Source organism: Kitasatospora sp. NPDC005856, from assembly GCF_040629945.1.
In the GTDB taxonomy this organism is placed as follows: domain Bacteria; phylum Actinomycetota; class Actinomycetes; order Streptomycetales; family Streptomycetaceae; genus Kitasatospora.
In genome coordinates this window covers 40556-61063 of record NZ_JBEXWT010000054.1, presented here as the reverse complement: position 1 = coordinate 61063, position 20508 = coordinate 40556, and the positions used below count along the sequence as shown (strand labels likewise).

23 protein-coding genes and 2 pseudogenes are annotated in these 20508 nt (G+C 71.9%); 12 read left to right on the top strand and 13 right to left on the bottom strand.

The annotated features are described in order from the left end of the window. From ABZ449_RS27535 to ABZ449_RS27525, 3 genes and pseudogenes are all read right to left on the bottom strand, one after another. Positions 1-656 (bottom strand): annotated as a pseudogene (locus ABZ449_RS27535) (hypothetical protein); the annotation flags it as partial. Positions 657-859: 203 nt separating this feature from the next. Continuing rightward, positions 860-1180, bottom strand: a complete 321-nt coding sequence (locus tag ABZ449_RS27530) for a hypothetical protein (RefSeq protein WP_360351201.1) — start codon at positions 1178-1180, stop codon at positions 860-862. A gap of 5 nt (positions 1181-1185) precedes the next feature. Beyond that, entirely contained in the window at positions 1186-1362 is a 177-nt protein-coding gene (locus ABZ449_RS27525) for a hypothetical protein (RefSeq protein ID WP_360351198.1), read from the bottom strand. A gap of 381 nt (positions 1363-1743) precedes the next feature. Between ABZ449_RS27525 and ABZ449_RS27520 the strand changes: the two genes are divergently transcribed. After that, complete coding sequence (locus ABZ449_RS27520; RefSeq protein WP_360351195.1) at positions 1744-2718, top strand: LuxR C-terminal-related transcriptional regulator; 975 nt, start codon at positions 1744-1746, stop codon at positions 2716-2718. A 27-nt stretch (positions 2719-2745) separates the two neighbouring features. After that, a pseudogene (locus tag ABZ449_RS27515) lies at positions 2746-3014 on the top strand (transposase); the annotation flags it as partial. On the opposite strand, the gene ABZ449_RS27510 reads toward ABZ449_RS27515, so the two are convergent. Further along, positions 3011-4531: a helix-turn-helix domain-containing protein gene (locus ABZ449_RS27510; protein WP_360351192.1), complete on the bottom strand. Its 1521-nt coding sequence runs from the start codon at positions 4529-4531 to the stop codon at positions 3011-3013. The pseudogene ABZ449_RS27515 and the gene ABZ449_RS27510 overlap by 4 nt on opposite strands. A gap of 271 nt (positions 4532-4802) precedes the next feature. Between ABZ449_RS27510 and ABZ449_RS27505 the strand changes: the two genes are divergently transcribed. Further along, positions 4803-5792, top strand: coding sequence for an alpha/beta hydrolase (locus ABZ449_RS27505; RefSeq protein ID WP_360351189.1), 990 nt, complete (start codon positions 4803-4805; stop codon positions 5790-5792). 2 nt (positions 5793-5794) lie between these two features. On the opposite strand, the gene ABZ449_RS27500 is transcribed toward ABZ449_RS27505, so the two are convergent. The 4 genes from ABZ449_RS27500 to ABZ449_RS27485 all read right to left on the bottom strand — a co-directional run bounded on the left by ABZ449_RS27500 (position 5795) and on the right by ABZ449_RS27485 (position 8605). Further along, positions 5795-6799: an AraC family transcriptional regulator gene (locus ABZ449_RS27500; RefSeq protein WP_360351186.1), complete on the bottom strand. Its 1005-nt coding sequence runs from the start codon at positions 6797-6799 to the stop codon at positions 5795-5797. A 165-nt stretch (positions 6800-6964) separates the two neighbouring features. Further along, positions 6965-7324, bottom strand: a complete 360-nt coding sequence (locus ABZ449_RS27495) for a hypothetical protein (protein WP_360351183.1) — start codon at positions 7322-7324, stop codon at positions 6965-6967. A gap of 235 nt (positions 7325-7559) precedes the next feature. Then, a complete protein-coding gene (locus ABZ449_RS27490; protein ID WP_360351180.1) occupies positions 7560-7751 on the bottom strand; it encodes a DUF397 domain-containing protein in 192 nt (63 codons plus the stop codon). Next, complete coding sequence (locus ABZ449_RS27485; RefSeq protein WP_360351177.1) at positions 7748-8605, bottom strand: helix-turn-helix transcriptional regulator; 858 nt, start codon at positions 8603-8605, stop codon at positions 7748-7750. The genes ABZ449_RS27490 and ABZ449_RS27485 overlap by 4 nt, the downstream gene beginning before the upstream one ends. A 248-nt stretch (positions 8606-8853) precedes the next feature. Here ABZ449_RS27485 and ABZ449_RS27480 point away from each other — a divergent pair, with 248 nt between their 5' ends. Then, on the top strand, positions 8854-9246 hold the full coding sequence (locus ABZ449_RS27480; protein ID WP_360351175.1) for an ATP-binding protein: 393 nt from the start codon (positions 8854-8856) through the stop codon (positions 9244-9246). Next, positions 9243-9509: a hypothetical protein gene (locus ABZ449_RS27475; RefSeq protein ID WP_360351172.1), complete on the top strand. Its 267-nt coding sequence runs from the start codon at positions 9243-9245 to the stop codon at positions 9507-9509. Before ABZ449_RS27480 ends, ABZ449_RS27475 begins: the two co-directional genes overlap by 4 nt. A gap of 105 nt (positions 9510-9614) precedes the next feature. On the opposite strand, the gene ABZ449_RS27470 is transcribed toward ABZ449_RS27475, so the two are convergent. Continuing rightward, positions 9615-10598, bottom strand: a complete 984-nt coding sequence (locus ABZ449_RS27470; protein ID WP_360351169.1) for a helix-turn-helix transcriptional regulator — start codon at positions 10596-10598, stop codon at positions 9615-9617. 169 nt (positions 10599-10767) lie between these two features. Between ABZ449_RS27470 and ABZ449_RS27465 the strand changes: the two genes are divergently transcribed. From ABZ449_RS27465 to ABZ449_RS27455, 3 genes are all read left to right on the top strand, one after another. Next, positions 10768-11907 carry an alpha/beta hydrolase-fold protein gene (locus ABZ449_RS27465; protein WP_360351166.1) on the top strand — a complete coding sequence of 380 codons (1140 nt, stop codon included), beginning with the start codon at positions 10768-10770 and terminating at the stop codon, positions 11905-11907. A 40-nt stretch (positions 11908-11947) separates the two neighbouring features. Continuing rightward, on the top strand, positions 11948-13045 hold the full coding sequence (locus ABZ449_RS27460; protein ID WP_360351164.1) for an RICIN domain-containing protein: 1098 nt from the start codon (positions 11948-11950) through the stop codon (positions 13043-13045). Positions 13046-13511: 466 nt separating this feature from the next. Further along, complete coding sequence (locus ABZ449_RS27455) at positions 13512-14063, top strand: ricin-type beta-trefoil lectin domain protein (RefSeq protein WP_360351161.1); 552 nt, start codon at positions 13512-13514, stop codon at positions 14061-14063. 229 nt (positions 14064-14292) lie between these two features. Here ABZ449_RS27455 and ABZ449_RS27450 read toward each other — a convergent pair whose 3' ends face one another. After that, positions 14293-15132 (bottom strand): AraC family transcriptional regulator, encoded by an 840-nt coding sequence (locus ABZ449_RS27450; RefSeq protein ID WP_360351158.1) that lies wholly within the window; start codon positions 15130-15132, stop codon positions 14293-14295. Positions 15133-15276: 144 nt separating this feature from the next. Here ABZ449_RS27450 and ABZ449_RS27445 point away from each other — a divergent pair, with 144 nt between their 5' ends. Continuing rightward, entirely contained in the window at positions 15277-15663 is a 387-nt protein-coding gene (locus ABZ449_RS27445) for a VOC family protein (protein ID WP_360351155.1), read from the top strand. A gap of 26 nt (positions 15664-15689) precedes the next feature. After that, positions 15690-16106, top strand: coding sequence for an SRPBCC family protein (locus tag ABZ449_RS27440; RefSeq protein WP_360351152.1), 417 nt, complete (start codon positions 15690-15692; stop codon positions 16104-16106). 222 nt (positions 16107-16328) lie between these two features. Here ABZ449_RS27440 and ABZ449_RS27435 read toward each other — a convergent pair whose 3' ends face one another. Both ABZ449_RS27435 and ABZ449_RS27430 read right to left on the bottom strand, forming a co-directional pair. Continuing rightward, the gene (locus ABZ449_RS27435) at positions 16329-17126 is read right to left on the bottom strand and encodes a maleylpyruvate isomerase family mycothiol-dependent enzyme (protein WP_360351149.1); all 798 of its coding nucleotides are present in this window, start codon (positions 17124-17126) and stop codon (positions 16329-16331) included. A 467-nt stretch (positions 17127-17593) separates the two neighbouring features. Further along, the gene (locus ABZ449_RS27430; protein WP_360351146.1) at positions 17594-18259 is read right to left on the bottom strand and encodes a hypothetical protein; all 666 of its coding nucleotides are present in this window, start codon (positions 18257-18259) and stop codon (positions 17594-17596) included. A 111-nt stretch (positions 18260-18370) separates the two neighbouring features. Between ABZ449_RS27430 and ABZ449_RS27425 the strand changes: the two genes are divergently transcribed. After that, positions 18371-19042 carry a TetR/AcrR family transcriptional regulator gene (locus tag ABZ449_RS27425; RefSeq protein ID WP_360351144.1) on the top strand — a complete coding sequence of 224 codons (672 nt, stop codon included), beginning with the start codon at positions 18371-18373 and terminating at the stop codon, positions 19040-19042. Positions 19043-19457: 415 nt separating this feature from the next. Here the strand turns inward: ABZ449_RS27425 and ABZ449_RS27420 are convergent, their stop codons facing one another. Continuing rightward, positions 19458-19679 carry a hypothetical protein gene (locus ABZ449_RS27420; RefSeq protein ID WP_360351141.1) on the bottom strand — a complete coding sequence of 74 codons (222 nt, stop codon included), beginning with the start codon at positions 19677-19679 and terminating at the stop codon, positions 19458-19460. A gap of 438 nt (positions 19680-20117) precedes the next feature. Here ABZ449_RS27420 and ABZ449_RS27415 point away from each other — a divergent pair, with 438 nt between their 5' ends. Further along, on the top strand, positions 20118-20321 hold the full coding sequence (locus ABZ449_RS27415; protein WP_030916923.1) for a cold-shock protein: 204 nt from the start codon (positions 20118-20120) through the stop codon (positions 20319-20321). Positions 20322-20508: the final 187 nt, after the last annotated feature.

The following is a 20508-nucleotide window of genomic DNA, read 5'->3' as shown; positions in this document are numbered from 1 at the left end:
GTCCACGACGAGTTGAACGACCCCGACGCGTAGTTCCCGTACTGGCTGTACTGCGCACCATCAGCACCCACGATGCCCAACTGCACATTGCTCGCAGCGGCGTCCTCGACCACGTTGTCGTACCGCAGCGCCTTGTAGAGGCTGTTGGGGTGGGAGTCGAAGTACGGGGCGTTGATGGAGACGCCGAGGACGTGCTTCACCGGGGTCGAGCCGAACGAGTAGTAGTCGAAGACGGTGTGCGCGGCGTCCTGCCACTTCTCGAAGAGGATGACGTGGTCCTCGTAGTCGTTGAGGACGTCACCAGGTCGCAGGTCGCTGCGGTTGATCTCGTGGGACACGCCGGGCAGACCCTTGGTGCTGAGGCCGGGGGCGCTCAGGTGCCAGGCCATGGACACGAAGCCGGAGCAGTCCGTGCGGTAGCTCGCGCCCTGCTGGTCGGGGTAGTTACCGCCCTGGCTGTAGGGAATGTTGGCCCGCTGGTTGTACCAGTACTGGGCTCGCGCGAGGATCTCGCTCCGGCTGATCTGACCGTTGGTCACCGACGTGGTGGTGGCGTGGGCGGTACTGGTGGCGAGGGCCGTGGTGGCGACCGTGCCGGAGATGGCAATGGCGGCGGCGAGCGCGGTCCGGGCGAACTTCGAGACCTTGGCAGACATGGGGGTACTCCTGACGGAAGGCACACAGCGGCGCCTGGGAGGAATGGAGGTCGTGCGATCGGCCTCTGCGGCCGAGAGTTGGCGCGGCGGACGGCGGTCACGACGGCTGTCCTGCAGGAACAGCGGTCGGCGGGATCCGCTGACGGGTGTCATCCGCGCCGATGGCGGCGGAGGGAAAGGGTGTCCGGGCGGCGAACAGGACGTCAGGCGTTGAGGCTTGCCTCGTCCAGCCCGGCGGGCGGGTGCGGGGCCAGGTAGCGGTCCCGCAGGACCGATGACGCGAGGCGGCTGCGCTGCAACAAGGCGCGGACCCGCCGCTGTGCGTTCTCGACGTCAGGACCGTCCACACCGCGGAGGAAGAGGATCAGGTCGATGCGGTCGCAACCGGCCTGCCCGCTGACGTGTTCGAGATTGTCCTCGGCGATGCTGTGCGCCCAGACGGCGTCGATGATCTCGGCCACCTCGCCCACGGCGGCCGGCTCTGCCGCAGGACGGCGGTGCAGGCTGGCGTAAACGATCTCCACGCAGCTCAGCCCCAGGTGAGGTTGTCCGAGGCGGCCACGATGACGGTGGTGGTCGTGGCGGCTGCCGGGGCGGTGGCGGACGCGATGGTGACGGCGGAGGCCGAGGCGGCAGGCAGCAGGACGGCGGCTCCGGCGGCGAAGGTGACGACCGCGGCGGCCTTGGCAAGACGGCTGTGAATCATGGCAGCGCTCCTCTGAGGGGAAGTGATGGGTGTGCTCGATCCGGAGCTCGCGTCCCGCGGTGACGCTTCGTCCGGTCGCCGTTCGGGCTGTTTCCCGGCCGGCGATGAATAGCTTCGCCGTCGATCGACCTCTCCGGAAGGACTTCCGGCTGTCGCCAAGTCGCCAGGCGGGATCTCGACACCATGTCATGTCCACGACTTTTATTGGTCGACAGGGAGTCTCATTCGAATACATGTTTGACCAAAGACGTCACCCTCGGTAGCGTCGGCAGCACAGCAACGTGAAGCCGGACACAAGATCTTCACCCGGGCCGACGCGGCTGCGATCATGAGGCCGAGAGACGCCGCGGGGGGCGGTGTCGTGACGGAGGATGCGCCGACATGCTGGAGACACTGGGTCTGACCGCCACAGCCGGGGCCGTCTACCAGGCCCTGCTCGACCACCCCGGCCACGGCGTCGACGAACTCGCGGCCACCAGCGGCCTGGCGTCCAGCCAGGTCCATGACTGCCTGGACGAACTGGCCCGGTTGATGCTGGTGCGCGCCTCCAGTGAGCACCCCGGGCAGTTGCGCGCGATCGCCCCCGAGCTCGGCCTGGCGGCCATGCTGGATCGCCAGGAGGCCGACCTGGCCGCCCGCCAGGCCGAGCTGGCCGCCTCCCGTGCGGCGGTGACCCGCATGGTGGCCGACCGCGCCGACAGCCGCGCCACCCACAGCGAGCGCCTGCTCGGCATGGACGCGATCCAGGCCCGACTCGAACTCCTCGGCCACAGCGCCACCTCCGAGGTTCTCGGCGTCCACCCCGGCGCCAGGCAGCGCCCGGAGGACCTTGCCGCAGGCCGCGACGGGAACGCCGACACGATTGCCCGCGGCGTCACCATCAAGTCCCTCTACCAGGACGCCACCCGCAACGATCCCCACACCACCGCCTATGCGCAGTGGCTGCTCAGCCTGGGCAGCGAGGTCCGGACCGCCCCGGTCATCCCTCAGCGCCTGGTCCTCGTCGACCGCGCCCGGGCTCTGGTCCCGATCGACCCCCGCGACACCCGCAAGGGCGCCCTGTACGTCACCGAGCCCGGACTGGTCGGCGCCCTCTGTGAACTCTTCGACCAGGCCTGGGCCACCGCCGTCCCCCTCGGCGCAGTCCGCTCCGAGGACCCCGCCACCGGCCTGAGCAACACCGAGCGCGAACTTCTGCGCCTGCTCGGCGCCGGTCTCACGGACGACACGGCAGGCCAGCGCCTGGGCATCTCCTCCCGTACCGTCAACCGGCAGATGGCCTCCATCATGGAACGCCTGGGCGCCTCCAGCCGATTCGAGGCCGGCATCAAGGCGGCGCAGCAGGGCTGGCTCTGATCCCACCACGAGGTCCGGAACTTCGTCCTGCGCCGCCCCTGGGAGAAGCCCGCACCACCCGAACGTCTGACCCCGGCCCGCGTCCGGCGAGGATTCCGAAACCTCCGTCCCAAGGCCGCCTGCCCGGCCGGGGCACCGCAAACCAGCCGCCCTGGCCCTGGACGCCCCCCGGTCGCAAGAACACCCACCCAACCCTGCGCTACGACATCCACACAGCCCGCAGAACGGACACGACGAAGCGAACGAAGAAGCCCGGCACCCCTCGACCTCGCCGCACAGGTCAAAGATCAAGTTAGGCGGCTTCGGCCCGTCTGTGGCCGTCGGCCGTGACGGGCCGGGCGGTGCGCTCGCGGGCGGTGCGCTCGCGGGCGGTGCGGGTGCGCTGCGGCGGGACCTGATGTGCCGGGTGGACGTCCGCCGTGCGCCGGGCCCGGTCCTGCGGTGCGGCGGGAGGTGTCCGGGTGGCGGTGGCGGTGCCCCTTCCGGTGGTGGTGGCGGCCTCGGTGGTCCGGGATCGGTGGCGTCCGTCCTCGGTGCCGGGGGTGGCGGGTTCGCCGGCCGGGGCGAGGTCGCCGGCCGTACCGAGGGAGACGAGGAGCTCCCGGATGCGCAGGCCCATGTGCAGGGTCATCCGGTCCGCCCCGCTGTCGAGGTCGAGCCCGGTGATCTCCTGGATCTGCCGCAGCCGGTAGTGCAGCGAGGTGCGGTGGATCCGCAGGGCCTCGGCGGTCCTGGTCGTCGATCCGGCGTGGTCGAGGAAGCAGCGCAGGGTCTCCTCCAGGCGGTGGCCTCCGCCGGATTCCAGCAGGGTGCGCAGCGGCTTGGGGACGAGTGACGCGTTCAGGGCGCGGTCGGGCAGTTGCAGGAGCACGGCGAGTTCGCCGAGTTCCTCCCACGCGCCGATGTCCTTCAGGGCGGGTATCCGGCGGGCCGCGCGCACCGCGACGAGCGCCTGTTCGTAGGAGGTCCGGGCGCCGGCGAGACCGCTCTGCTGGCCGCCGATGCCGATGACGGGGGCGGCCGAGGCGTCCAGGCGGGCGCCGAGGACGTCCATGATGTGCCGGGACTGCTCCCGGAGTGCTTCCGGTTCCAGTGGCCGGTCGGCGAGTTGGAGCAGGACGACCCGGTCCGGGGTGACCGCGGAGGCGGTGTGTGCCGACCGGGTGCGCCGCAGTCCCTCCAGTGCCCCGGAGAGTGCGGCCGCCACCTGCCCGGGCGACACCCGGCAGCGGGGCGCCTGCACGACGCTGACCACCGCGTGGGGGGCGTCCGGGAGCAGTCCGTCGTCCAGGAACCGGCGGCGGGACTCGGCGCGGGCGGCGGGGTCCTCTCCCAGCAGCGACAACAGGAGTTCCTGTTCCCTGGCCCGCTCGGCGTCGGCCAGGACGTGGTCGGCGTACAGCTGGCCGACGATGGCGGGCGTCGCCCGGGCGATGGCCTCGGTCTCCTCGGGGGTCAGGGTGGCGTCCGGTGCGATGACCATCAGCAGGCCGAGGAAGTGGCCGCGCTCGCGCAGCGGCACGCAGTAGCGGGGCTGCAGTCCGAGGTCGTCCCGGCCCTCGATGAACCCGGGCCGGGGCCAGCGGGTGACGCCCTGGTCGAGGACGTGGCGGGCGACTTCGCGGCTCGCCCTCTTCTGGAGGAGGCTGTGGACGCGGGCCCGGTCCGCGTCGTCGAAGTGCCGGCTCACGCAGCCGCCCCGGAGCGAGGGGTCGGCCAGGACCACGGACCGGCCGAGCGACTCCGCGAGTTCCTCGATCAGCTGTCGCAGCGCGGCACGGCCGAGGCGGGCTCGCCGCCGTTGTTCGGTCATGGCAGTCCTCATTCGTGGTCGTCCCGGTGCGGCGCGGGGCAGGCGGGGCCTGGATCGGCACCGGTGCCCGGATCGGCTCCGGTGCCACGGTGTTCCGGTCCCGCTCGCCCCCGGAACACCGTGGCACCGCCGCGATGCCCCACGGTGCACGGCTCTTGCCTGTGCCCGCCGGGATGCCCGGGCCCTGGTGCGTCCGGTGCGGAACTGCCACAGGCTGATCCCCCGGTCCGTCGTGAACGACCGGTGAAACCACCCCCGCGGAGGAGTACTCGTGCCCGAAGACGTCCACGTTCCCCGGGTGAGTCCCGTCCTCGGGCGTCAGACGCGTGCCTTCGTCGAGTCCTGCCCGTGGCCGGCTCCCCCGCACGGCGACGGCGCCGCGGCGAGGGAGCGCATGGCCGCGCTGTGGGACGGCGGCGGCCGCGAGGAGCCCGAGGTCGAGGAGGAGTGGCTGGCCGTGCCGGGCGGGGACGGGAAACACGGGGACGGCGGCCGGATCCGGGTGCGGATCCTGCGTCCCGCGGGTGCGTGCGAGCCGCTGCCGGTGGTGCTCTACCTGCACGGGCTCGGCTGGATGCTGACCGACGCCCAGGCGCATCAGCAGCTGCTGGTGGACCTGGTGCTCGGCGCGGACGCGGCCGTGGTGGTGCCCGAGTACGACGCGCCGGAGCACGCCCGCCACCCGGGCGCCGTCGAGCGGGCGTACGCCGTGGCCCGGTGGATCGCCGGGCACGGCGCGGGCTGCCGGCTCGACGGGAGCAGGATCGCGGTGGTCGGCGCCAGCGCGGGTGCCCTGCACGCGGCCGCGCTCACCCTCGTGGCGCGCACCCGCGGCGGCCCGCGCCTGCGCCACCAGGTGCTGGTCTGCCCGGTGACCGACGCGGCGATGGACACCCCGTCCTACCGCCAGTTCGCGCAGGGGTACTTCCTGAGCAGCGCCGCCATGCGGGAGTACTGGCAGCAGTACGCGCCGGACCCGCGGGACCGCGCGCGGGGCGCCGTGTCACCGCTGCGCGCGCCCGTGGAGTGCCTGGTGGGGCTGCCGCCGGCGCTGGTCGTCACCGCCGAGGCCGACGTCCTGCGGGACGAGGGCGAGGCGTACGCGGCACGGCTGCGACAGGCGGACGTCCCGGTCGTGTCGGCCCGCTACCACGGCACGATCCACGGGTTCGTCCTGTTCGACCGGCTGCGCGGCACGGAGGCGTCCGCGGCGGCGCGCATCCAGATGACGGACGCCCTGCACACCGCCCTGCACGCGTGAGTTCACTCGGGGTCGACCACGGGGTCGTCCACGGGCTCGTCCACGGGGACGGCGCCGCCGAGCCGGCGCCACTCGCTCGGAGACACCCCGCTGGCCGCCTGGAAACGGCGGCTGAAGTGGCTCGGACTGCTGAACCCGCACCGGGCGGAGACCGCGGCGACGGTCAGGCGGTCGTAGCGCTTGGAGGCCAGCATGCGCCGGGCCTTGCCGAGCCGCTCCTCGATGAGCCACTGCTCCAGGCTGATGCCCGCCCCGCCGAGCAGGGTGTAGAGCCGGCGCACCGAGACGGCGTGCTCGGCCGCGATCCGTTCCGGCGTCAGGTCGCGGTCCGCGAGGTGGGAGCGCGCGTAGGCGAGGACCCGCGTGAGCAGGGTGTCGTCCATCGTCGACCGGACCTCGACGCTCTCCTCGGCGTGCGCGGCCGACAGGAGCAGCGCGCGCACGAGTTCCGTCGTGGCGGCCCCCAGGGCCTGCGCGCCGGGGTCGGCCTCCAGCCGGCCGGGATCGCGCCACAGGCCCTGCAGGTGCTGCAGCACCAGGCCGTGGAGCGGGCTGGAGCGCAGCCGCCGGGAGGCCCGCACCACGTCGTCGACCGGCACGCCGAGGCGGTCCATGTCGAACATGATGGCCTGGGAGGCGCCGTCGCCGGACCAGCCGTACACGCGGGGCGACAGCTCGTGGAAGACGCAGATGTCGTCTGCGCCCAGGAGTGTCCGCCGGCCCGCGACCTCGGCCCGGTGGACGCCCAGGGGCTGGAGCGAGACCGAGACGATGGGGCTGCTCCTGTGGTGGCGCACGTGCTGGGCGGTACGGCGCACCTCGAAGCCCGAGTTCCGGGTGGCGAAGAGGTCCAGGCCGCCGACGCGCCACAGTTCCATGCGCGCGTGGATGCCGGTCTCCGGCTCCTCGTGGAAGACGTCGTTGGGCACCAGTGAATCCGTCAGCGCGTGGTGGAACGCGTCCACGCGCTCACGGGGCGACACCGTGTCGAGGTCGAGCAGCAGCACACACCCTCCCGAAAGGACCGAATTCGGCCAGTCTGCCGCACCGGTGAACACTCCCGGCCGCAGCGGACGCCCGGGGCGCCTGCTGTGCGCTCTCGGGCAAGAGGACGTGCGTTCCCAGAAAGGCGGCCCCGCCCGGCACGCGGGGCCGCCGGCAGTACTTCGTCCCTACCAGGCGTGCCAGAGCGCATCGTGACGGTGGCGGACCGGAGGGATGTCCGCACCGTCGATGTCGTGGCCGGCGCGGTGCAGTCCACGGATCCGCTGGGCGTCGAGCCGGCCCTGGAGCCGGGCACGGCTTTCGGCCGTGGCGATCTCGACGGAGAACGAGCCCGTCCTGCAGTCGAGCGCCACCGACCGCCGGAAGGTGATCCGATGCCGTGTCTTCTTGGGGGCGGGGCGGCGGCCTTCGCGGGCAGCCCGGCCCAGTTCAGCGCGGGTGTAGCGGAGGTCGTACAGGGATATGGACTCCGATGCGCGTTCCTGGACGCGGAGTTGCCTGGGAGTCGTGCGGACGGTTCGGGACATCAAGAGCCTCCGTGAGGCCCTCTGGGCTCTCCAGAGGTACCTACGGCGGGTGCGGTCTGGTCAGCACGACTCGGCCCCTCATCGGTCGGGAGGATCTACCCGGCAGCACGGTAGTCACGCGGAGGCGTGGAGGCCCGGGTTTTCCGCTCGCCCCCGTTGCGAGGCCAAGGCACTCCACACCGGAAAGGCCCGGGCGGCCCCACGCACTCCGCGGGGCCGCCCGGTAAGAAGCGCTTCAGGACCCGGCCGGAAAGTCGCCCGCCTGGACACCCGCGACGAAGGACTGCCACGCATCGGGAGTGAACGCGAGAGCCGGCCCGTCAGGATCCTTGCTGTCCCGGACCGGAACGATGCCGATGGCGCCCTCGGCGACCTCGACGCAGTCGCCACCAGAGGGGTTGCTGTAGCTACTCTTACGCCAGTTCATGCTCCGTACCCTTCTGTCACCAGCTTCTGCATCCAGGAGATGGAGTCCTCCGGAGCCATCGCCAGCGACGTTAGTTGGTTGAAGACAGTCTCGTATCGAACGATGTCTACCTTCTTCTCGATGTAGAGGCTGCTGCTGACCGACTCACAGAAGGCAACCTCGCCAGGCACGTCCGAGAAGGAGAGTATGCGGAAATTCGTGCCCATCGCCGCGTGAGCACCCACGCTGAACGGAATCACCTGGATGGTGATATTGGGCAGTTGCGCAAGCTCGACCAGGTGGCTGACCTGCTTCGTCATCACCTGAGCGCCGCCGACCTCGCGCCGGAAGGCGGCCTCGGAAAGCACGGCGTGTACGGCGAGTGGTTCCGGATTCCGGATGAGCTCTTGGCGTTGCAGCCTGAGCTTCACCCGCCGTTCGATGTCTTGGCCGTTGTTCTGCTCCGACCAGAAGGTCCGAAACACTTCGCGCGCGTAGCCGGCGGTCTGAAACAGCCCAGGAACCAACTCGGACTCATAGGAGCGAACCCGGGCAGCGTCGGCCTCAAGACCCACGTAGGTCTGGAACCAGTCCGGCAGTGTGTCCGTGTAGTCGTGCCACCAGCCGCGTTGTGTGCTGCGGCGAGTCAGCGAGATCATCTGCCGCAACTCGGCCTCGTCGCGCACGCCGTACAGTTCGAGCATCGCGCGAACATCGGATTCCTTCAGGGGCGTCTGACCCGACTCGATCCGCGACACCTTGGATGCACTGAAGCCGAGTTCGTCAGCAACCGACTTGGCCTGACGCCCGGTCCGTTCGCGCAATCGCCGCAGCTCGGAGCCGAGCCTACGGCGCAGCACAGTTGGACTGTCCACGCTCGCCGCTCCCTCTTGGTTGACGTCGGGTCACAGTCTGCCACCTCCCTGGGTGATCACACGAATCTTGCGACACCATGCAATTGCACGGAAGTGCGCTTGCACAATTTAGCCATTGCAGAGCATGCTACAGGGAGTAGCACTTCGGGTCTCCTGAGTGACAGAAGCCCGGCCTACTGCCGGGCATCCCCATGCCTCCGCCCGGCCCCGCATGGCTTCAAACTTCGTGCCTGGAAGGTGACTTCGCCATGTCCTCCCACTCCTCCACCGCCTGGCTGCCGCGCAGCCGCCGCGCTCCCGGCGAGGGGCGCCTGTACCTCGCCGAACTCCTCGGCTGCGCCCCGAACGGGGCCCGTTTCCTCGACCCGGGGCTCCTGATCGTCTCGGAGCTCGTGACCAACGCCCTCCTGCACGGCACGCCGGCGGGGCACCTCATCTACCTCGCCCTCGACCTCGACCCCGCGCGCCTGCGCATCGAAGTGCACGACGCCCGGCGGGACCGCGAGCCCGTCCTGCGCGCCCTCACCTTGGACGGGGAGGCCGGGCGCGGCCTCCACCTCGTCAAGTCGCTCTCCACCCGCACTGGTTGCTCCTCGCGCGAGCACACGGGCAAGATCGTCTGGTGCGAGGTGGCCGCGTGAGGGACGACCACGACATCCTCGTCGAACTGCCGGGCCACCACCCGCCCGCCGTCCACACCCTCAACGCCGACACCCTCGAACGGATCTGGGACTCGGTCTGCCACCTGCCGATGTCCCGCTTCCAGCACTACGTCCTGGAGCGCCGCCTCACCGGCCCCTGCGCCCGGCGCGACATCATCCGCGACCTCGCCGACGCCCCCGCCCTCTCCCTCCCCCTCGGCGAGCGCGAACTCCGCATCAGCTGGGCGGACACGGGCCGGTAACCATCCGGCCCGGACTCCGCCAAGCCGCTCCGACGGCGGCCGCGACCACTACCCCGCGTGAGAAGTCGGCCGATCCGACTTCTCACGCCGAACCGTACCCGCCGCTCACAGCCACCCCCGGCGCGCGGCCTGCACCCCCGCCTGGAAGCGGGTGGTGGCGCCCAGGTGCGCCAGCAGCGTCGACACCCGGCGCACCACGGTGCGCCGCCCCAGCCCCAGCCTGCGGGCGATGGCGTCGTCCGTGGCGCCGCCCGCCATCAGCGTCAGGATCCGCCGGTCGCGTTCGTCGATCCGCAGGTCCACCTCCGCCATCGACGCGGGCACCGCCAAGCGCCACAGCGTCTCGAACACCGCGCTCAGGGCGTTCAACAGTCCCGAGGGCCGGATCAGCAGCGAGACGACCCCCGGGCGGTCGTCGGCGGGCAGCGTGACGATGCCAAGGTCGTCGTCCCCGATGGCGAGCTTGAGGGGCGGTTCGTCCAACGTCCGGGCCTGCTCCCCCGCCTCGACCATCCGCGCCATGTTGGGCCCGACCACCGGGTCCTGGAACGCGCACCCCTGGTAGATCACCCGGTAGTTGACCCCCGCCGCCATCCGGCGGCGCTGCAGCACCTCCTGGTCGAGGTAGTGGGCGCGGCTGCCGGAGTACGGCGGCACGTCGATGACCCGCACCTGGTGACGGGCCGCCAGCTGGAGACGGCGGCTGGCGGCCAGCACCCCGGCGGGGTCGTCGACCACCTCCAGCGCGCCGTAGCTTCCGGTGTCGCGCCGCGCGAAGCGGTAGAGCCGCTCCAGTTCGGCGCCGGCCCGGCGGGCGGTGGCCTGGCGCAGCGCGTCGTGCTGCAGCACCGCCTCGACGACCCGGGCGGGCGGCAGTGCCTCCCAGGCGTGGTCGCGGTCGTCGGCGCTGTCGGTGGTGTCGAAGGCCACCGCCACGCCCTCGTCGGCGAGGTCGCGCAGGACGGCGAGCACGGCGTCCTCGTCCAGGCCGCTCTCCCGCGCCAGTTCGGGCACGCGGGCGCGGGGCCGGCCGACCAGGGCGTGGTAGACGCGGCCGCGTTCGGAGTCCGGTTCCAGCACGTCGTGCACGAAGCCTCCTGTCGTCGAGCGCCCCGGTCGGGGCCGGGGGAGGCTACCCGCGCGGGTGGCGCACATGCGCCGGTGGCCCAGGTGCGCCGCCGGAGGCTCTGGCGTCGGGGCGTCGCCCCTGGCAAGAGTTGTCGGTGATCAGTCAGATCACAGAAGATCGAGGACGCCCATGCCCCCTGCCCGGCTCCGGCGCGCCCGCGCGGCAGCACTCGCCGCCCTGGCCACCTGCCTGCTCCCGCTCGCCGCGCCCGCCGCGGCGGCCTCCGCCGCAGCGCCGTACGTCGCGCCCGCCGTACCCGCCGTACGCGCCGAGGCCGCCGAGGCCGACGCGCCGCCGCCCCTGACCGACGGCTTCGGGCTGACCCAGGTCGGCGCCGCCACCGGCACCGCCACCAACTTCGTCGTCACCGTCACCACCCCGCAGGTCGCCGGAGCGCACACCATCCGCATCCTGCTGCCCGCCGACTACGCCGCCCGGCCCGACAAGCGCTACCCGGTGCTGTACTTCCTGCACGGCGCCTCGGACAACCCGAGCGACCCGGCGCTGGCCTACCCCGCGCTGACCGCCGCCCAGTCGATGATCACCGTCATCCCGGACGGCGGCCTGCGCGGCTGGTACACCGACTGGCTCGACCAGAACACCGCCGCCGGCGCGCAGAACTGGGAGACCTTCCACCTCACCCAGGTCCTGCCCTTCGTCGACGCCAACCTGCGCACCCGCACCGACCGCGCCCACCGGGCCGTCGGCGGGCTGTCCATGGGCGGCTTCGGCGCCCTGCACTACGCCCAGGACCGCCCCGACCTGTTCGGCCAGGTCCTCACCATGTCCGGCGCCAACGACCTCTCCACCGACGAGATGATCATCCGCGGCGCCGTGGTCGCCACCCTGACCAACGTCGGCACCGTGCTCTGCGGCCCCAGCGACGGCCGCCCCTGCGGCCTGGACTTCGGCCCCACCGTCTCCAGCGACGCGATCTTCGGCACCCCGTACCCGGTGTTCAACGCCGACTGGCGCTGGAACGCCGCCGACCCCGTCGCGCGCGCGGCCACGCTCGCCCACACCGGCATCGCCGTCTACACCGGCAACGGCAACAACAACCCCGCCGACATGGAGTTCTGGGCCGAGGGCACCGCCAAGCGCCTCAAGCAGCGCCTGGACACGCTCGGCCTGCCGTACCGCTACGTCGACTACGGCGACGGCACCGGCTGGGGCGCCGACTGCCACGGCGGCCACACCCCGGGCTGCTGGGCGCAGGACCTCGCGGACTACGTCCCGCGCCTGGAGGCGGCCTTCGCCGCCGCCCCGTGAGCCCCTCCCGCCCCTCCTCTCCCCGACGAAAGGAAAACCCTTGCCCACCACGACACCCGGCCGCACCGCGCCCTGGCTGCGCCTGTTCGCGGCCCTCCTGGTCACCTGTTGCGCCGCCCTGGGCCTGACCGCTGCACCCGCCCGCGCGGCCGTACCCGCCTCTCCCGCCCCGCTCGCCGCCTGCTCCTCACCGCAGCAGTGCCTGACCATCAAGTCGCTCAGCAACGGGCGCCAACTCGACGTCCAGAACGGCAACACCGGCGACGGCGTCTACATCGTCACCAACTCCGCGCCCGGCTACCACCAGTCCTGGCGCCTGAGCGTGAACCCCGCCGACTCCACCTTCGCCATCGTCAACAACGACACCGGCAAGTGCGTCGACCTGGCCTTCTTCACCCCTGCGCTGCGCCAGCAGACCTGCGCCGGGCAGGCCAGCCAGCGCTGGTACTTCCAGCCCGCGCAAGGCGGCGGGGACGCGTTCATGATCCGCCACGCCGGCGACAACACCTGCCTGGACCTGCTGCTCGGCGGCAACTACGACGACGCCTGGACCGACCAGTACGCCTGCAACGGCACCGTCAACCAGCAGTGGTCCACCGGCTTCCCGACCGCCGCCCGCAACCTGGCCGTCGACCACGGCGCCAAGCAGTGCCAGAAGGACCCCTCCAGCTGTTCCTGGGCCACGAAGAGCGAGGCGCCGGCCGCGCCGCTGCCGCGCACCTGCGTCTCCGCGGTCTGGTTCAACAACACCAGCAGCGCCGTCCAGCAGTCCTTCGGAGTCACCGACGAGAGCGGCTGGTCCAACTCCATCGGCGCCGACATGGGCACCCAGATGTCCGCCGGCGCCCCCGGCAACGTCCTGACGGGGACGGTCAGTTCCTCGCTGAACTACACCAACGAGTGGCACGGGTCGAGGAGCGTCAACAACAGCGTGACCGTCACCGTCCCGCCCCAGGAGTACGGCTGGGTGACGCTCGCCAAGGTCGCCCGCAAGGTCACCGGCACCTGGACCTTCGACGCCCACGGCATCCCGTGGACGGCCGAGGACACCGTCACCGTCCCGCTCAGCTCCGACCCCACCGCCGGCGCCACCCTCTACATCGCCAACACCAGCGCGACGTTCAACAGCTGCTCCTGACGCTGCGCCCGCTCCACGGCCGCCGCCCGCGCACCGCGCCGGGCGGCGGCCGCGCCTTTCCCACCCCTCGCCCACCCCTCGCCCACCCCCTCCATCCCCTCCGCCCCGAAGCGCCCCCGCCCCTCCCGGACGTGCGGTGCCGCGCAACTCGCCGTACAGTGCCCCGGCTCACCCCACCCCCACGGCCGTGACCTGCGCCTTCATCCGAAGCTGCGAGCGGGCGGACATCTGGCTAGCCTGGTCGGGGTGGCTACGAAGCGCCACCGGGCACAGGAGGCCCGGCGGCCGGGGCGCAGCGCGAACCGCCCCCTCGGACACCCCCGGCGCGGCCCCGCACCGCGCCGCTCCAGGCGACCGGCGGGCCCAGGGGGACCCCGTGGACCCGCAGGGCTTCCGGCGTCATCCGCCGAGGAAGCCGCACGCCTCTCGGACACCCCACAAGGGAAAACACATGAGAGTGATAACCATGTCTCCTGCGAAGCGCATCGCGACCGCTGCCGTCACCGCCGTGCTGCTGGCCGGCACGCCCGGGCTGGCGCTGGCGGCCACCGGAACCGCCGTCTCCCAGGCCCCGCAGCAGACGACGGATCCGTCCAAGCAGACCGGGAACTGGAACCAGCTCCGGGTCTGGCCGCGGGGCGACGACTCGGCCAGGAACCTGGCCGCCGACCGCGGCGGCCGGGTCGTCGTGGCCGCTCCCGAGCGCAACAACGACCGCCAGCTGTGGAACCTGAGCACCATCGCCGGGAAACAGCTCATCAAGAACAAGGCGACGGGCACCTGCCTGACCGCGCCGAGCGGCTCCCGCGGCTCCGTCACGCTCCGGCCCTGCGACCAGAACGACAAGAACCAGCAGTGGAGCGTGCGCAACGTGGGGCAGGGCAAGGTCAGGATCTCCCCCGCCACCCACCCCGACCTCGCCCTCACCGACGGCATGCGCCTGGGCAGCGCCGTCGCCCTGCGCATGTACGACGGGGCGCGCTCCCAGCAGTGGAGCACGGTGCCCCCGGGCTCCTGACCCCGGCCGAACCGTCGGCCCCTCCCCGGGTCGGCCCCGCGGGGGAGGCAAGCCTGACGCCCTCCTGCCCGGCACTCACGTGGAAAGCGTGTCGGGGGCAGCCCCGCACGAGTTCGCATCTCGTCTCCTCCGCCTCTGCCCGCGAGGGTGAACGACGGCCCGGACCGCTCGGCGGTCCGGGCCTTCGTCGTCTCGTGGTCTCGGTTCTGTTCGAACCCGCTGCGGCCCGTCAGCCCACCGTCGCCTGGCGCTCGCCGCGTTCGCCGGGTGCCAGCAGGCGGCGCAGGGCGGTCGGGGTGTGGCCGAGGTGGCGGCGCAGGGTGCGGGTGAGGTGGGCCTGGTCGGCGTAGCCGAGGTCGGCGGCCAGGGCACTGAGGCTGGTTTCGCCGGCCTCCAGGCGGTCGAGGGCGCGGCCGATGCGCACGCGGTGGCGGTAGTGGGTCACCGAGACGCCGAGTTCTCGCGGGAAGGCGCGGCTCAGGCGGTAGGGGGAGGCGCCGAGTAGGTCGGCGAGGGAGACGAGGTTGGTCGAGGCGGGGTGCTCGTCGGCGATCGCCTCGCGGGCGGCGGTGACGAGCGCGCGGTCGCGGGCCGAGGAGCCTGCCGTGGGCGTCGGCCCGGGCACCGTGCGGGCGACAGTGGTCGCGAGCAGGGTGAGCAGTTCCTCGGTGACGGCGTAGTCGACGTCCCCGGAGCGGGCGGCCGTGAGCATGCGCCGGTGGGCGAGGTCGAGCGTGGGGTCGACGTAGACCGTCCCCGCCGACGGCCCGTTCCCGTCCCCGGCCAGGGAGCGCCAGAGCGCCGGCGTCACGCTGATCGACGTGCAGTGGTCGCCGCCCGCGGGATGGGCGAAGCTCTCCTCCTCCCCCGGGGTGCCGACGTAGGCGAGGCTCGTGTCGAGGTCGGCGGCCGCCCCGGCGGCCTGGCGGCGGAAGCGGCCGCGCCGTACCAGCACCACCCGGTAGTCGCCGCGGACCTCGGGAGGTGACCAGCGGGTGTGGTCGCTGCGGCAGGCGACCACGCTGATGTCGAAACCGGGCCGGGCGGCGACGGGTTGGATGGAGAGCACGGTCCGTACGGTACGGGGCGGGTCCGACAACCCCGCCCCCCGCAAGGATGTTCAAGACCTGGGCGGGGCGGCCCGGCGAGGATCTTCCCCGAAGCCCGCGGGGCTTCCGGTCGTTCACGATTCCGCGATGTCAGGAGTTCGCTCATGCCCGCTCTCGAACAGCTCACCACCATGGTCGTCAACTGCGCCGACCCGGTCGCGCTCGCCGACTTCTACCAGAAGGCCACCGGCTGGGAACTCACCCACAGCGACCCGGACTTCTCCTCCCTCAGCGCGGGCAGTGCGGGACCGGGGCTGTCTTTCGTCCGCGTCGAGGGCTACCAGGCGCCCGGGTGGCCCGAGGGGAGCACCCACCTGCACCTCGACTTCACCGTCCCCGACCTGGACAGCGCGGTCGGGGAACTGCTCGCCCTCGGGGCCTCCCAGCCCGCCTTCCAGCCGGGCGAGGGTCAGTGGGTCGTCCTCACCGACCCCCAGGGCGGCCCCTTCTGCCTGATCCCCGCCACGACCGCCACGACCACCACCAACTGACCGTCCGAGACGAACGGAGATTCCCCGTGGCAACCATTCATCGAGATGTCCCGATCGACGCCGCCCCCGAAGAGATCTGGGCGGCGATCCGCGACTGGGGTGAGGTCCACCACAAGCTCGCCCCCGGCTTCGTCACCGACACCCGCGTCGAAGGCGACGTCCGACTGGTGACCTTCGAGGATGGCACGCTGGTGCACGAGCTCATCGTCTCGCTGGACGACGACGCCCGGCGTATCGCCTACGCGGTGGTGGGCGGCTCCCTGAACGTCTTCCACCACCACGCCTCCATGCAGGTGTTCGCCGAAGCCGGCGGCCGCAGCCGCTTCGTCTGGATCATCGACGTACAGCCGCACAGCCTGGCGGAGCCCATCGCCGCGATGGTCGACCAGGGAATCCGGACGATCCGGAAGACACTGGAGGCCACGGCCGCCCCCGCCTCCTGATGGCTCCGGGGTCCTGCGCCGGGCCGGTGGCGGGGACGTGCGCGGTGTAGAGCCGCTGGAGCGGACGGTCGGGTGCGAACCCGCCTGGACAGTGCCGAGGAGCATGGGAAGGCGTGTTGGGGGCCACCCCGCGCGAGTTCGCATCACGTCTCCTGCGCCGGCAGAAGGTCAGGACCGCTCGACGGCAGTGCCGTTGCGCGAGCCAACCGCCCCCGCTACGTCCTAGTGCCCCGGCTCCCAGGCGCGGAGCAGGTCGAGCAGCCCTGCGTCTCCGTCAACGTGCAAGGATTCGGCCGGGATACGGTCGTACAAGTAGATGACCAACTCACTGGCCGTGCCATGGACGGAGGCGCCGGCTGCGTCCGAGTCCTCGCCGGCCGCGCCGGTGGGCGCGGGGATGCGGGCGGAGCGTGCGCCGTCGCCGTCGACCGTGAGGCGCCAGGAGCGGCCCTCGGCGGCGTGGAAGTCGAAGGCCGTGGGCTTGTGCGGCCAGGCGCTGGGCGTCGCGACGCAGGTGAACAGGAACTCCTCCACACCGTCGAGGGCCACCTCGACCGGCAGCGGCTGCGGGGCGCCCCCGGCGAGCTGGGCGTCGTACGTGTGCACCGCGCTCTCCTGGGCCCGGTGCCGGGCGACACCGCCGGAGGTCCGCGGCGTCTGCAGGCCACTCCACCACGCCCAGCAACCGCTCTCCGGTCCTGCCTCGCGCAGGGCGCTCAGCAGCAGCTGCGTCGACGCGGCCAGCCAGGCCACCAGGGCCTCACGCTCCCGCGGCACTTCCAGAGCGGCGCGCGCAGCGGCGGCCTCGGCCGGGGGAGCGTCGGCAGGCCCCGCGCCGACGATGGCGGCCCAGAAGCGGTCTCCCCCACCCAGGTGCTTCACCAGATCGAACAGCGTCCACCCGGGGCAGGTCGGCACCTGCGCGTCGAGACTGGGCGCGGCGGTGACCGCGGCGCGGAAGGCGGTCGACCGTTCATCGATCAGTCGCAGCAGGTCGGGGAACTCAAGATTCTTTTCCACGCCGGATGTCTATCACCGTGCTCCGGTGGTCGGACAGCGATTTTCACAGCCGCCGTCGGCCGGCCCTTGCGGACGACGTCCTCGCCTCCCACCGCTCGGGTGACAAGCTGCGCACCGCTGCGAGGACGCTGGTGGTGACGGTACGCCAGGCGTCGCGCCCGTGGGTGCTCCGGCCTCGCCGCGCGGCCGGAAGCCACCGGCACCCGGCGGAAGGCGCCCCGCCCGCCGTCCGGCCGGACGGAGCGAAGCGGGTGCGGCACCGCCGGATCGGCCGCAGGCCGGTGCCCCACCGCCCGCCTGGAGCAACGGCATTGCCGCTCGACGGTCCTGGCCTTCGTCGTGTGTCGGGGAGGCGATCCGCCGTGGAGCCCTGGGGCCGCCGTGGAGCCCTGAGGCTGCCCCGTGGTGCAGCGGGGGCCGCCGATCCGGGCTTCCCGCCGTACCGCGAGCGGCCGCAGCGCCCCGGGTCAGGCCGTCCGGCCGGCTGCCGGGCGGACCTGGCGGCGAATGGCCCACGCCGCGGCGGCGAGGGCGAAGCCGTAGACGGAGACCAGCCCGTGGCCGTTGTCCTGGGCGAGCCACATCGCGAGGCCGAGCACCGGGACGCCGGCCGCCAGGGCGATCTCCTTGGGGAGGCGGGTGCGGGCGAGGAGGGCGAGGGCGAGGGTGGCGCCGAGGAAGTAGGTGGCGCCGGAGCTGCCGGCGAAGTTGCGGGGGTCGCTGCTGGGGCCGTCGCCGAGGCCGAGCAGGGTGTCGATCCGGCCGGGCAGCACGATGCCGGCGAGGAAGAAGGCGAGGGTCAGCGGGCCGCCCCAGTACCACTGGGCGAGCGCGGCGACTGCGGCGAGGGTGACGAGGTTCCACAGGCCGCCGAAAAGGCCGCCGTTCTGCATGAACACCGAGGTGTACTCGCGCCACCAGCCGGACTTGGCCGGGTCCGCGTCCAGCGCGTCCATGGCGCCAGACCACACCAGCTGGAGCAGCACGCCGCCGACGGCGACGGCGGTCAGGGCGATCGCCGCCCACGGGAGCGGCCGCGAGCGCAGCGTGCCGCGACCGACGACGCCCAGCCCGCAGTTGACCGCCATGACCATCAGCGCGGCCGTGGTCACGTTGAAAAGGATCGCCCCCATGGTCCTGCTCCTCCCCCGCCCCGGCGTTTTCCAACGCCGTTAGAAAACCTGTCGGAGCGAAGCTAGCACAGTTTTCGAACGGTGTTGGAAAACGCTGTTACGGTGGACCGCATGAAGCTCACCAAGGACCGCATCGTCGACGCGGGCATGGCCGTCTTCGCCGAGGTCGGCTACCACCACCTCTCCATGCGCCAGGTCGCCGACCGGCTCGACGCCCACGCGGGCAGCCTCTACTACCACGTGCGCGGCAAGGACGAACTGCTCGCCCTGATGGCCGACCGGGTCTGCCGCCAGGCCTACGACGCCGGCACCGAAGCCCTGACCGCCCTGCCCGCCGGCGCCACCTGGCAGGACCGCGTCGAGGCCCAGGCCGCCGCCCTGCGCCGGAGCATCAAGCAGCACCCCGGCGGCGCCCAACTCCTCGCCGAGAGCCCCGGCACGCTCAGCACCGGCGCCCTCTCCCTCATGGAACGCCTGCTGGGCACCCTCCTCGACGCCGGGCTGCCCGCCGAGCACTGCGGCATCGCCGCCGACACCCTGCTCAGCCACATCACCGGCTTCGTGCTCCAGGAGCAGAACCAGCCGGCCGCCCCGCCGACCGTCACAGCCGAGCTCCACGCCGAGCTGTGCGAGCGATTCCCGCTGGTCATGGGCGACTTGATCCCCCGCATCAGCCAGGACGAGAAGTTCACGCGAAGCCTCCGCCTGCTCTGCACCGGCTTCGCGGCGCTCTCCCGGTCGATCCCGCCCCGCCGGCCGGTGCCCCGTTCGGACTCCGCTTGAACCCTCGGACGGCGGGAACCGGGCTCGCATCGAGATCGTTTCGAACGATGTTCGAATGAGGGGACGGCCGCGCGCCGGCCGTCCCAGGGAGGGAAACCGTGCCGAAGGACGGCCGACCGGTCTCGTTTCTGGTCGCGTTCACCCCCGTCCGGCCCGGTTCGGCAGCTGCCCAGCGGTTCGCTCCGTAGCAGGTCAGGACGGGTTCGAGCCCTGACGGATACCGTTCGGGAGAATGGGAAAGCGTGTCGGGGGCGCCCCCGCACGGGTTCGAATCCCGCATCCTCCGCCTCTGCCCGGCAAGACGGTTGAAGGCCCCTACCGGGAACCCGGTCGGGGCCTTCTGCGTGTCGTGGCCCCGGTTCTGGTGCCACCATGAAGCAGGCGGGCGACGGAACGCCGCCCGCGGCGGTGCGGGTCAGAGGTTGTACATGCCGGCGTACGGCTGGACGACGCGCTCCTGTCGTGATCCGAAGTCGACCAGTACCGCGGTGTCGCCCTCGACGCCGATGACCCGGCCGAGGCCGTAGGAGTCGTGGGTGACGCGGTCGCCGACGGCGAAGTGCTTGCGCGGTGCTTCGGTCCTGGCTTTGAAGGGGCTGGTGGGCAGGTGCCGGCGGACTGCTTCAGGTTTCTTCATCCAGGCCAGTATGCGCCGCGGGGACCGGGGTCGGGCCACCCCGGGCCACCCGAATTCCGTGGCGCCCGAAACGCCGGGCGCGCCGCCCGGAAGCCGGCTTCAGGGGGCTCCATCGACCCGGGAGCACCCCAAGAGGCGACCAACTCACTGCCGCGCGAAGCAAGTTGACCGATGCGGCGACCCAGGTCGCGACACCGGGGCGGTCCCGCCGAAAAATCGGAGTGGAGATTTCCGCCCACCGCGGGCTCGGGGCTGCTACAGTCGAGGTAGTTGCAGTAGTGGTTCCCATGAACTTTGTGTGCGCCTGCTCATGTATCGCAGGCGCATTTTTGTTTTCCGGCATGTTTTCGGACGTGTTTTCCGGGCGGGCGCTCATCGCGGTGACTCGGCATCCGTATCGTGCGAATGCCGGAAAGTCCCTTGAAGGAGATTTTTTACATGGCTAATGGCACCGTGAAGTGGTTCAACGCGGAAAAGGGCTTCGGCTTCATCGAGCAGGAGGGTGGCGGCCCGGACGTCTTCGCCCACTACTCGAACATCAACGCCAGCGGTTTCCGCGAGCTGCTCGAGGGCCAGAAGGTCGAGTTCGACGTCACGCAGGGCCAGAAGGGCCCGCAGGCCGAGAACATTCGCCCGCTGTAGTTCCCACCGCCGCGGCACCCGCCCGGCGGCGAAGGGCCCGCACCGCATGCATCATGCATGCCCGGTGCGGGCCCTTCGGCATGTCATCACTCGTCCCCGACCGTTCCGGAACGGACCGGACCCGCCGAGGACGTTTCCCGCGCTGGACACTCACCCGCCTTCGTACGTCATCCTTGTGCTCCTGGCC